The organism is Heyndrickxia oleronia, assembly GCF_017809215.1.
Classification (GTDB): Bacteria; Bacillota; Bacilli; order Bacillales; family Bacillaceae_C; genus Heyndrickxia; species Heyndrickxia oleronia.
The window spans coordinates 1,916,193-1,928,464 of the sequence record NZ_CP065424.1 but is presented as its reverse complement, the minus strand read 5'-3'; the positions used below and the strand labels follow the sequence as shown (position 1 = coordinate 1,928,464).

The following is a 12,272-nucleotide window of genomic DNA, read 5'->3' as shown; positions in this document are numbered from 1 at the left end:
GGATATATCCCCCTTAATTTTTTTTAGGTTGAACAGACACTTTATGTGTTGGAACATCTAAAGCCCTGGATACCGCTTCTATAATCATACTTTTTACTGATATATTTTTGGCTCCGTCTGCTACGACTAGAACCCCTCTAATTTCAGGTTTCTTTGTTTCAGTAATCAATGGTATTTCCTTGTCACCATCTCTAATGATGACAAGTTTTTCATCTTTGGAAAGATCCTCAATCTGCCGTTCTCCACCATTTTGGTCAGTTTCTGTTGTTGTTTGATTTTGAATCACGGTGTTTTTTTCGTAAACTTTACTTTCCGTTGCTGCAAGATTGACGATGACTCTAACCTTACCCACTCCGGACATTTGCTCTAAAACATCTTTAAGCTCTGTTTCATATTGCATTTCATAATCTTTCATCTTCTTATTTTGATCCTTATTCCCAGAACCAAATGTTTCTACATCCTTTTGATCGTCACTTGCACTATATACAGAAGTGGTCGAAGAGGATTCCTTATTCCCTGTTTTCCAGATGTCACTGATTAGCATTATTGCTATTCCACAGACTAGTAGAATAAGGAGGTATTGATATTTCTTATTTTTTTTATTAGAGTCATTCTCTTTGCTTTGAAATAATTTTTCTTTTAACCAATCAATAGGACCTTTATTATTGTTCATTCAGATTGCGAACCCTCCCTTCATAGTGAAGTTCAATCTGGTCTTTTGTTACATTCCATTGATCTGCTAAGGTTTCCTTAATGCTCTCCATCTCTTTTAAATGTTTGTCATTCTTGGGTTGATCTGCTTGAATCTCAATAGGTTCTATTGCAGCAATTGAATTTTCTTTGGCTTCTTCCAAATATACAATCACCTTATCTATAGGATTTTTACCATCATTTTTATGTCCACTTTCCTCGAGATTAATGTTTTGTATTTGCTTACCATATTGATTCATCAACTCCTCCTTGACATCATTTTTCATTTGGACAGCCACTTGTTCTAATGTATATTCATCTTGTACAGCTTGTATTTCTTTTTTTTTCGATTCTATTAAATTTTCTAGTTTTTTATTATCAACTGCTCTTTCAGAAGAAAAGGAGGTTAAGATTTGATCAAAGTCCTTTGAAAATACTTTGATAAGTGGGGTAATGATGATGGCAATTAACAAAAGACCTGTTACCATTTTTGTATATTTCTTCATATTAGAATTCGGTAGGAGCATGTCCACTATCATCGCTAATAAAATGAAAACTACAATATTCATGATCCATTCTGTAAGAAAACTCATGTAACCTCTTCCCCTTGCCTAACACAATTTTTCAATTTACCGCATCATCATCGTTATATTCCCAGCTACAATAATAATAGTGATACTTAAAAAAAACATGAGAGCAACAATTGCCAAAGCTGCAAATACATAAACCATATTTTTACTAATTGTATCTAAACATTTAATGACTGGACCGTTTCCAATTGGCTGAATAATTGCAGCGGTGAATTTGAACATAAACGCAAGTGCTAAAATTTTAATAGCCGGAAAAGCAGCAATGATTAGAACAATTGCTACCCCTGCAATTCCCAGGGTGTTTTTTAATAATACGGAGGCACTTATTACCGTATCGGCAGCATCAGTAAACATTCTCCCGATTACAGGAACAAAATTACCTGTAACAAATTTTGCAGTTCGAATTGTTATTCCATCTGTTACAGCTGTAGCTGTTCCTTGTACAGAAATCACTCCTAAAAAGATCGTCATAAATATCCCTAATAAGCCAATACTTCCATTCCGTAATAGCTGTGCAAGCTGTGTTGCCTTATACTGATCAGATAAAGTACTAACAATACTAAGGATGGTTGATAATAGTAGTAAAGGTAATACAATATATTGAACGAGTACTCCACTAGTATTCATAAGAAATAATATAACTGGATGAAAAAAAGCTGCTGAAGTTATTCCACCTGAAGTTGAAATCAGTGCGAGCAGAAGAGGAATAATCGCTAGTATAAAATTAGTCATCATGCTTATAGCATTTTTTGCATATTCAATAGCTACATGAAAACTATTAAGTGCTAATATTGTAAGAACGATAAAAACGATTGCGTAAGCGACTTTACTAATAGTTCCCTGTTCAAATGCTTGGTGTAGGGATTGTAGAAACATACTAAAGATCGTTAAAATTATTAAGGAACCTAATAATTTTCCATTTGCAATGAGTTCGTGAAAAGTAAACTTAAGAATCCCCTTAAACCATTGGTTGAGGGAAAATTCTTTATCCCCTTTTATAAAATCAATTAAGCTACCTTTCTGACTATCCGGTAAATAACCTCCATATTCCTGGATGACGTTATCCCAATATTGCTTCAATTCATCAATACCTAAGTCATTCATTTGTTTTTCAACTAATTCTTCTTGCAGTGATGGATTTGTCTCGCTATTTGAGGCTGCATATATGTTGCTCTGTCCAAAAAGAGTAGTAAATAGGATGGCCATTATTATCAAGATCCATTGCCGCAAAACGTATTCACCTCACAAGCTTGTACTATCCATTGGGAACCAAATTAAGGACGGTTTCTATTAATACGGTTAAAATCGGAATAGCCATTGCTAATATTAGTATTTTGCCTGCTAGTTCAACTTTTGCTGCCATAGCTCCTTGTCCAGCATCCTTTGAAATATGTGAAGCGAATTCAGCTATATAGGCGATTCCAATAATTTTCAAAATTGTTTTTACATAAATTGTGTTCACATTCGCATTCGTTGCAATGGTTTCAACCATCCGAATAATGGCATATACTTGATCCACTAAATAAATGAATATTGCACATCCAACAAATAGCACTAATAAAAATGCAAAATTAGGTTTTTGCTCTTTTATAATTAAAGCGAGGAAAGTTGTGATTAAGGCAATCCCAACAATTTTTAAGATTTCAATCCTTATTCCCTCCCTAGCCTTGAAATAAAAATACTGATTTTATTTTTTGAAATAAATCATCGACAATGGAAGCCACTAGAAATAAAATGTATAAAAATCCAAAGAGAGTGACCCATTGAGCATATTCCTTTTTGCCTACTTGATCTAAAATAGTGTGCAGGAATGCGACGATAATACCAACACCAGCTATTTTAAAAATCACATCTACATCTATTCCCACATCTTTCCCTCCTGTCAACTACAAAAGCAAAATAACCACTAATAATCCCGATAAAAAGCCTAAGCTTTTCATCATTTTTTCATAGCGCTGCTGTTTGTCACGTGCATCTTCTTCCTCGCGTTCTAGATGTGTTAAAGTTAGGATAATTTGTTTTTGTTCAGTCATTCGATCATGTTTTCCTAAAGTTTCACCGAATTGGACAAGAATTTCATATTCACTTCTTTTTAATGAAGTCAATTTCCAAATCTCTTGTAAGCTCTCCTCCCAGGCACATTTAACTGTTGTTTCCATCGTTGTCAGCCGTAAAGAAAATTGTTCAAAACATGTTGCAATTGGCTTAGGCATTTGAGTAGATAGTCTCCTTGCTGCTTCATGAAGTGGAGTATGTCCATACATAATTTCAGCTTCTAATGATTGTAATGCTGTACGAAACATACGTAATTGCCTTGTTCTTTCACTTAAGCGCTTGGATAATTCGAACCCAGCCCATGTAGTAGAAAAAATAATAAAGATTGCTCCGATTACTCTAACCACTCGATACACCAACTTTATATATCCGTTCTTTACCATTTTCATCACAAATTTTATCAATTGTTCCTGGTCCTTTTCTTCTCGTCAATTCAATATAATTTTCAAAAACCCGGGAACGTAATATTTCAGTTAAGTTTGGTCGTTTTTTTATTTCTTCATATGATTTCCCATGTGTAGTCATAATCAATGTAATACCTGCATTTGCAGCTTCCATAATTGCTTCACTGTCTTTTTTACTTCCTATCTCATCCACAATCAAAACATCTGGACTCATCGAACGAATAAGCATCATCATACCTTCTGCTTTTGGACATGCATCAAGAATATCAACTCTTGGCCCAAATTCTAATTGTGGGATTCCATGAACACAACCTGCAATTTCAGATCGCTCATCCACTATTCCAACTTTTAAGGGGGGAATCTTTCTTTTCGTATCTCCGGTTGAGATAATTCTTGCAATATCGCGTAAGAGGGTGGTTTTTCCCGACTGTGGGGCACCAATAATCATCGTATGGCGCCAGCGATTCCGATAAAGCACAGGAATATAAGGATTTGCCACTCCAATTTTTTCCCTTGCGATCCGAAAATTAAAAGAAGCTAAATTTCTAATGGCTTTTACTAATCCATTCTCAAGAATTACCTTTCCAGCAAGACCGACACGATGCCCACCGGGAATCGTGATATAACCTTTTTTTAATTCTTCTTCCAATGTATAGAAAGAAAAATTCGCCAATTTATTTATGATCTGCTCAGCATCTTCTTCTGTAACGATATAGGGAATAAAATAGGGCTCACCTTTAGACATTATTTCTATTGGTCGATTAATTCGTATTCTTATTTCCTCCGTCCAATCTAAAACAGGAGTTGGTAATTCTTTTATTTTTACTGAGATATTCTTCGGCAAGAATGTTAGTATGTTTTCTATTTTCAACTCCTCCTTATTTTGAATAAAAATCCTATTATAAAAATATCGTTGTACATGCCTTCTGATATTAAATGTATTCGCAACAAATTAGAGTATGACTAATAATATAAAAAAAGAGGATGCCATAAGTGGTTAACACTTACGGCATTCTCTTTAAAAAATATCAAAATGGTAAAAGTAGTGTTTTCTACCGATCTGTTCTTCTCCTAGTAATCGTATATAACTGCAAAGGAGTCAAGTCATCGAACAAACTTCATTATAATAAAAATGGAAATTTACTTTATGAAGGAAAAAAATTGAGAGTTTCACTTTCGAAAACAAAAAAGCAGACTTTCTCTTCTTAATGGGAAGAGAAAGTCTGCCTGCGCTTTAGTTAGCGATTAAGCACGTGATACATATGAACCGTCAGTTGTATTGATAATTAATTTGTCGCCTTCATTTACAAAGAAAGGAACTTGCACGATTAATCCTGTTTCAACTGTAGCTGGTTTAGAACCACCTGAAGCCGTATCACCTTTAATACCAGGTTCTGTTTCAGTTACTGTAAGTTCAACTGTGTTAGGAAGCTCAATACCTAGTGTTTCACCTTGGTACATCATAATTTGTACTTCCATATTTTCTTTTAAGAACTTTAATTCATAATCGATCGCTGCAGCACTTAATTCAATTTGTTCATAGGATTCATTATCCATAAATACATGTTGATCCCCATTTGCATATAGATATTGCATTCTACGGTTATCAATTTGTGCTTTGCCTACTTTTTCTCCAGCACGAAATGTTTTTTCTTGAATTGCGCCAGTTCGAAGATTACGAAGCTTTGAACGAACAAAAGCAGCACCTTTACCAGGTTTTACGTGTTGGAAGTCCATGACTCTCCATATTCCTCCATCCACTTCTATTGTTAGACCAGTTCGAAAATCGTTAACAGAAATCATCTTGTTTTTTCCTCCTAATTGTTCAGCAACATAAAGATATTCTTTTATGTGCATCCAGTTACAAAATCATATTAAAGAATTATTAAGTCTTTTGTTGAATGAGTTAAAGTTTCATTCGAATTTTCCGTAATTAAAGTGTCATCTTCAATACGAACACCACCAACACCAGGTAAATAAATTCCTGGCTCTACAGTAACAACCATTCCTGGTTGAAGAGCAAGTTCTGATCTAAAGGAAAGTGCTGGACCTTCATGGACTTCAAGCCCTATTCCATGGCCAAGAGTATGACCAAAGTATTCACCGTAGCCTTTTTCAGCAATATAGTCTCTTGCTATGGCATCCGCTTCTATACCTGTCATACCTGGTTTAATTTTTTCCACAGCCAGCAATTGTGATTCAAGAACAATATCATAAATCTCTTTTAGTTTATCTGATGGATTTCCTACAGCAATTGTACGAGTAATATCTGATACATATCCTTTATGTAAGGCACCATAATCTAAAGTAACAAAGTCACCCTTTTCGATCACTTTATCAGAAGCTACTCCGTGAGGAAGAGCAGATCTTGTACCAGAAGCAACAATGGTATCAAAAGATGAAGAGGTAGCACCTGCTTTTCTCATAAAAAATTCAAGTTCATTGGATACTTCCAACTCTGTAACTCCAGGCTTAATATACTCTAATATATGTTTAAATGCAGCATCTGCAATGTCGGCTGCTTCCTTTAATATCTTAATCTCTGCATCCGTCTTAATCAAGCGTAAATTTTCAACTAAACCTGAAACTGGAACTAATTCCGCATTAAATGTTTTGTCATACAGCATATAAGCAGAATAATTCACATAATCTTGTTCAAATCCTAGTTTTTTTATTCCCAGTGCTTCGACTTGCTTCGCAATTTCATCATGAATTAACCCTTTATGTTGAATGACATCATAGCCTTCTGCTTGTTTTGTGGCTTGTTCTACATAACGAAAGTCCGTAATAAATTGAGCAGCATCACCTGAAATAAGTACAACACCTGCTGTTCCAGTAAAATTAGAAAGGTATCTGCGATTGTATGGACTCGTAATTAGTAATCCATCGATACCTGCTTTCGTGAATTGCTTTCGTAAATTCTCTAGTTTTTGCATAGTTACTCTCCCCTTAATATGTATTCAATCATTGCTTTTAATGCTAGTTCATAACCGTAAAGTCCGAACCCAACAATTTGCCCCACTGAAACCGGTGAAATGACTGATTCTCTTCTAAATGCTTCCCTTGTATGGACATTCGAAATATGTACTTCAATGACGGGTACATCGATTGCAGCTATAGCATCCCGAATGGCATAGCTATAATGAGTAAATGCACCTGGGTTAAAAATGATTCCATTATATTTTGTCATACTAGCCTCATGTAACTGATCAATTAAAACCCCTTCGTGATTTGATTGAAAAAAATCAACCTTTACATTATACTCTTCTTCTAGTTTAGCAAAGCGTTTCTGTAACTCTTCTAGGCTGTTTTTGCCATAAATATTTGGTTCTCTTTGACCTAATAAATTTAGATTAGGGCCGTTTAATAATAAGATTTTCATCATTCAAAACACCTTTTAAAAAATTTGAAACATTCTTATGAATATTCTATTGAATATTTTATCATAACTTTTTTCGCTACGAATAGTGAAATCACTCATTCAATTTTCTTTCTCTAAAATATTTAAATTCATTATGTTCATATGAAATTGAATATCCGACAAACAATCCGTATAATGCATAAATACAAGCAGAAGTAATCAGGGTATTATGATCATTTTTGAAAAATGGTTTCATACTAGGAAAAATGGGATTAAGAATAAAAAAAACGACGAGATAAAGGATCAAACCATATACAATCCCTACCCACATAGATTTAAATTTTTTTAAAACAAGATAATAAACTAAAGCAACACCAATGGATATAATGCCATACATGATAATCGTTATAATGATCCCAATCCAGCTACCTCTCCAATTTCCTACTGTAAAAGGTTCTAATAGAATATTCGGTTCTATCTTTGTAAAGTTAAAATAATAACATAAATAAGCCAATAAGCTCCAAAGAATCCCACCAATAAATCCAGTGACTAATGCCATTGAAATAAATGAGACACGATGGTTTGAATGTTTTTCTTCCATATGTGACATATGAACACCTCCGAATATAATACTTACCCTTAGAATATCCACCGTTAATTAAACTAGTCGTAATTTTATTTTTTTAGTAAAATAAAGTTAATATGTTTGCTATTTCTGATTAGTTCAATAAGTTAGAAACTCATTCATAGAAAATTAGTCGAGACAAATAGCGAGGAAATGGTTGGTGAATAATTAGTGGAAAGTCAAAATAGACCTGCTTATGGTGGTCAGGCAGTTGTTGAAGGTGTAATGTTTGGCGGAAAGCACCACACTGTTACAGCAATTAGAAGAAAAGATCGTTCAATTGATTATTTTTATTTACCTAGAAAGTCAAATTCAGTATTACAGAAATTAAAAAAAGTCCCTTTTTTAAGAGGGATTATCGCTTTAATCGAGGCAAGTGCAAACGGGTCGCAACATTTAAATTTCTCCAGTGAACGTTATGATGTAGACCCTGAGAAAGATGAAGAAATTTCTGAAGAGAAAGTTTCGAAAACTACTATGATATTAGGAGTCGCTACACTCGGAGTTCTTTCCTTTATTTTTGGAAAATTTGTTTTCACTCTTGTGCCAGCCATTTTAGCATCATTTATGAAATCGATTTTTCCTAGTGATGTTGCACAAGTACTAATTGAAGGGTTAATAAAGCTTCTTCTATTATTAATTTATATTTATTTTGTCTCATTGACACCAATGATTAAACGAGTATTTCAATATCACGGTGCAGAACATAAAGTAATCAATGCCTATGAAAATCATTTAGAGCTGACAGTTGAAAATGTTCAATCCCAATCAAGACTTCATTATCGATGTGGAAGTAGTTTTATATTATTTACCGTTATCGTAGGAGTTTTTGTTTATATGCTCGTACCGACAGATCCACTATGGTTGCGACTAGTTGATCGTATCGCACTGTTACCGATTGTTCTTGGAATATCATTTGAAGTACTTCAATTGACAAATAAACTAAGAGATATTCCTGTATTACGTTATTTGGGTTACCCTGGACTTTGGCTTCAACTACTTACGACTAAAGAGCCTGCTGATGACCAAGTAGAAGTAGCTATTGCTTCGTTTAATGAATTGCTAAAATTCGAGGAAGAAAAAGTACCTATGAAAGTTGATATGCCGAACTTAGAAATGTAATAAATATCAATACTCTTTACCTATCAATGATAATATTTCTTATTCAATTGACACTTTCTAAGTTTACCGAAACAGATAATGTGAAAAATTGGTATAAAAGGATGAAATTGCGGACAAAATGCATAGGAAAAGTGCAAAGCGTCTCGGTCAGTCTTCAATAACGGATGATTAAAAGGCTAGGCGCTGAAGCTAGATCTGATGTTTCTATTGGAGGTGTCTTTTCTGATGGTAAGAAATTGGCTTATTGGTTTAGTTTGTCTATTGGCTATTATCGGGCTTGGATCATCATTAATACAACAGCCAGGGGCATTATTAAAGCAAGTATTAATTGCAGCTATTCTTATTTGCGCCTGCTATTTTATTTATCGGATTTGGTCTAGTAAGCGACCGAATGCAAAGGATAAAAGAGAGTTTTTAAAAGCAGCACGAAGATCTAAAAAACGACTTAAAAATCGTCATGCAACTACAAGTACTCACTCACAGGCTCTTAAGAAGCCAATCCGTAAGAAATCTCAAGCTAATTTAACAGTAATAGAAGGAAAAAAGGGAAAAAAGAAAAATCGCGCCATTTATTAAGCAATGAGCTAGCGACGTTGGAAATGAAGTAATAGCTTCAGTATAGTCAGCTAGTTATTCTTTCATTAATATGACCATGTTTTTAAAAATTTTAATGTTTTTGAACGCCCTAGCTCAATAAGGGCGTCTTTTTTTTCCTTTGTAAGTTGGAAATCAGTTGACATAAAATTTTCAGCAGAAATAAACACAATATCTTTTTCATGTTTTCTCGAAATATACCTAGCATCATGGGCTTCTTTCATTGTTTCAAATAGAGCTTCAAATAATTGAACACCATTTTTTATATTGTGTTTCGGTTGGTCCATTAATTTCGAACTAAGTGTCAAACCCAAGACTGGACGGACCTTCTGTGTATCTTTATTTACAAAAATCCACATTGGAAAATTACTTAAGACCCCCCCATCAACCAACACACTTATCCCCTCTAAACTGCGTAGCTTCACAGGTTCAAAAAAATACGGGATACTACAACTCATCCTGATAGCCCTGGCAACTGGAAAACTGTCAATCGGAACACCATATTGCACCAAATCATCCGGCAATACAAGCAACCTACCGTTGCTTAAATCTGAAGCAATCACTTTCAACGAATCCTTTGGCAGATCTGCAAATGTGTATACTCCTTTAGCAGCTAGTAGTTCGGTTAATAAATTTTCTAACACTTTACCTTTATATAAACCTAATCTCCAATAAAGTAATATCCATTTTGCAATTTGCTTCGGAATAGGCAGCCATGAATTACGTGAATCTAATAATTTTTTAAAATCCAGATGATCAAGTAAATCCTTCAGTTCTTGACTTGAGTAACCCGCTGCTACTAATCCTGCGATTATTGATCCTGCACTTGTTCCTGCAAGTCGTTTAAAGGTGAAACCTTTTGATTCAATTGCCTCATATGCCCCAATTAAAGCCAGACCCTTTATCCCACCTCCAGAAAACACTCCATCTATTTCCATGTTCTGCATCCCCTTTGGTGTCATTTCTCTTTTTATATTTGTAAGATGAAGAGGTTTAAATTAGAACATAAAAAAAGAGATGAGAGTAATTTCTCATGCTGCTTTTAAAAAAGATTAATTAAAAAATGTGATTTAAGCTTATTACTAACCTCTACAAATACACCATTAAAAAAAACATTTGAACTAATCGACTCATTCATTAAACAACTACGCTCCCTTTATTCATTCCAATCAAATTTTGGGGTGAGAGAAATTCCTTAACAAACATTAGATACAAGTACTCTTGTACAAAATATTACCTATTTTTTGAACTTGAAAGAATATCTTTGTATTTTAACATGATGAAAACTTATAAAGGAGGCAAAAAATTAGTGTGGTAGTACTGTAGGTAGTGTGACATAATTGTTCCATATAAGGTAAACTTATATACTATTAATTTTAATAAAGGATGATTTTATGAAAAATACAGTATCGGTTAATCTTAAAACAAATAGGAGGGGGACTATACTTTAACCCTCCTAAAAACAAGGAGGAAAATATGACTCGGAGTGAAGTTATTAATATCTGTGATGAATTTTTGCTTTCAACCATTTCAAAATTATATGGATTGGAAGAATATCGAATTGGACTGATTTCCCCACACGAGGGAGGGCGAAATATAGTTTATATTTGTGAAAGAGAAGGATCAAAATCAAAAATACTTAGGATTTCTTACTTAAACGACAGGCACCTAGAGGATTATCTTAGTGAATTAGAATATATAAAATACCTATTTAATCATGGAGGCAGTGTTTCAAATGTAATCAGTTCTTTAAACGGAAATATTCTAGAGGAAATTTCCTATAACGACCAAATGTTTTTCGTTAGCTTATTTGAAAAAGCTAAAGGAAAAATGCTTGTTGAAAACAATTATATATATCGAGAGGGCACAGAAATAACTGAATATTATTATAATTGCGGAAAAACTCTTGGGAAACTACATCAATTATCAAAAAATTATACTCCTATTCATAGTAGATATAATTTCTTTGACAAATTTAATGAACACTACATCGATGAATTGATACCCGATACCCTCACTTTACTCAAAACAAAACTGAAAGAGCTAATTAAAACACTGAAGAACCTCAGCAGAAATAGAGATAATTTCGGTATGATTCATTTTGATTACAATGACGGAAATTATTCGATAGACTTTGATAATGGGCAAATTACGGTGTATGATTTTGATAATTCTTGCTTTAGCTTTTATATGTTTGACCTTGCTTCGCTCTGGATAAATGGGGTTGGATGGATTCAATTCGAGCCTGATCCTATAAAACGGAGAAAGTTTATGGATGATTACTTTAATATAGCTCTTGACGGATATAGGTCCGAAACCGAAATTGCTGATCATATGCTAAATAAATTACCATTATTTATTAACACAGCTATTATGGAAAATATCGTAGACACGTTTGAGGTAATGAAAAATAATGAAAACGATCCAATGTGTGACGAGGCGTTTATGTATCTTGTAAAATGCTTAGAGGACGACATTCCTTACATGGGATTTTTCAGTGATATATATTCTTGTGATGCCCCATTTGAATTGGAAGAAGGGAACGTATAGATATTGTTTTTAACGTTGATCCAAGCACCAATTTAATATTTACTATGAAATTCCATTAAGTAAGCATTCAAGCGAGCTAAACACACATTCCTATAGCTCGCTTGAAAACATAATGAATTTCTAACCAATATGTGACAAAAACATTGTTTTCAATCAGTTTAATTGACTTAAAATGAGTTTACTTTTTCTTCTCATTGCTTTTAACCTCTTATTCAGCTAACCAGCTCCGTTACTTTAAGTAAATTGAATCACAATCTTTTGTCTGATTTTGCTTAATAACA

Annotated in this window: 15 protein-coding genes; 3 read left to right on the top strand and 12 right to left on the bottom strand. The window is 33.8% G+C overall.

Features of this window, described 5'->3' with window-relative positions:
• Window positions 1-13: 13 nt before the first annotated feature.
• The 11 genes from spoIIIAG to I5818_RS09595 all read right to left on the bottom strand — a co-directional run bounded on the left by spoIIIAG (window position 14) and on the right by I5818_RS09595 (window position 7,710).
• Complete coding sequence (gene spoIIIAG, locus I5818_RS09645; RefSeq protein WP_058002226.1) at window positions 14-673, bottom strand: stage III sporulation protein AG; 660 nt, start codon at window positions 671-673, stop codon at window positions 14-16.
• Complete coding sequence (gene spoIIIAF, locus I5818_RS09640; RefSeq protein ID WP_058002225.1) at window positions 663-1,283, bottom strand: stage III sporulation protein AF; 621 nt, start codon at window positions 1,281-1,283, stop codon at window positions 663-665. Before spoIIIAF ends, spoIIIAG begins: the two co-directional genes overlap by 11 nt.
• Before the next feature lie 36 nt (window positions 1,284-1,319).
• A complete protein-coding gene (spoIIIAE, locus tag I5818_RS09635; protein WP_058002224.1) occupies window positions 1,320-2,510 on the bottom strand; it encodes a stage III sporulation protein AE in 1,191 nt (396 codons plus the stop codon).
• A gap of 25 nt (window positions 2,511-2,535) precedes the next feature.
• Complete coding sequence (gene spoIIIAD / locus I5818_RS09630) at window positions 2,536-2,922, bottom strand: stage III sporulation protein AD (RefSeq protein ID WP_390883587.1); 387 nt, start codon at window positions 2,920-2,922, stop codon at window positions 2,536-2,538.
• A 19-nt stretch (window positions 2,923-2,941) separates the two neighbouring features.
• Window positions 2,942-3,148, bottom strand: coding sequence for a stage III sporulation protein AC (gene spoIIIAC / locus I5818_RS09625; RefSeq protein ID WP_058002222.1), 207 nt, complete (start codon window positions 3,146-3,148; stop codon window positions 2,942-2,944).
• Between the two features lie 18 nt (window positions 3,149-3,166).
• Entirely contained in the window at window positions 3,167-3,682 is a 516-nt protein-coding gene (gene spoIIIAB, locus I5818_RS09620; RefSeq protein ID WP_078109397.1) for a stage III sporulation protein SpoIIIAB, read from the bottom strand.
• Entirely contained in the window at window positions 3,675-4,604 is a 930-nt protein-coding gene (gene spoIIIAA / locus I5818_RS09615; protein WP_058002423.1) for a stage III sporulation protein AA, read from the bottom strand. Before spoIIIAA ends, spoIIIAB begins: the two co-directional genes overlap by 8 nt.
• A gap of 380 nt (window positions 4,605-4,984) precedes the next feature.
• Complete coding sequence (efp, locus tag I5818_RS09610; RefSeq protein WP_058002220.1) at window positions 4,985-5,542, bottom strand: elongation factor P; 558 nt, start codon at window positions 5,540-5,542, stop codon at window positions 4,985-4,987.
• A 71-nt stretch (window positions 5,543-5,613) separates the two neighbouring features.
• Window positions 5,614-6,675, bottom strand: a complete 1,062-nt coding sequence (locus I5818_RS09605) for a M24 family metallopeptidase (RefSeq protein ID WP_078109398.1) — start codon at window positions 6,673-6,675, stop codon at window positions 5,614-5,616.
• A gap of 2 nt (window positions 6,676-6,677) precedes the next feature.
• Window positions 6,678-7,124 carry a type II 3-dehydroquinate dehydratase gene (gene aroQ / locus I5818_RS09600; protein ID WP_071976164.1) on the bottom strand — a complete coding sequence of 149 codons (447 nt, stop codon included), beginning with the start codon at window positions 7,122-7,124 and terminating at the stop codon, window positions 6,678-6,680.
• An 88-nt stretch (window positions 7,125-7,212) separates the two neighbouring features.
• Window positions 7,213-7,710, bottom strand: a complete 498-nt coding sequence (locus tag I5818_RS09595; RefSeq protein ID WP_139358067.1) for a YqhR family membrane protein — start codon at window positions 7,708-7,710, stop codon at window positions 7,213-7,215.
• Window positions 7,711-7,950: 240 nt separating this feature from the next.
• On the opposite strand from I5818_RS09595, the gene I5818_RS09590 reads away from it, so the two are divergent.
• Window positions 7,951-8,847: a DUF1385 domain-containing protein gene (locus tag I5818_RS09590; RefSeq protein WP_078111344.1), complete on the top strand. Its 897-nt coding sequence runs from the start codon at window positions 7,951-7,953 to the stop codon at window positions 8,845-8,847.
• A gap of 225 nt (window positions 8,848-9,072) precedes the next feature.
• Window positions 9,073-9,423, top strand: a complete 351-nt coding sequence (locus I5818_RS09585; protein ID WP_078111343.1) for an SA1362 family protein — start codon at window positions 9,073-9,075, stop codon at window positions 9,421-9,423.
• Window positions 9,424-9,488: 65 nt separating this feature from the next.
• Here the strand turns inward: I5818_RS09585 and I5818_RS09580 are convergent, their stop codons facing one another.
• Window positions 9,489-10,379, bottom strand: coding sequence for a patatin-like phospholipase family protein (locus tag I5818_RS09580; RefSeq protein WP_058002216.1), 891 nt, complete (start codon window positions 10,377-10,379; stop codon window positions 9,489-9,491).
• A 577-nt stretch (window positions 10,380-10,956) separates the two neighbouring features.
• Between I5818_RS09580 and I5818_RS09575 the strand changes: the two genes are divergently transcribed.
• Window positions 10,957-11,991 (top strand): phosphotransferase enzyme family protein, encoded by a 1,035-nt coding sequence (locus tag I5818_RS09575; RefSeq protein ID WP_235849832.1) that lies wholly within the window; start codon window positions 10,957-10,959, stop codon window positions 11,989-11,991.
• Window positions 11,992-12,272 lie beyond the last annotated feature (281 nt).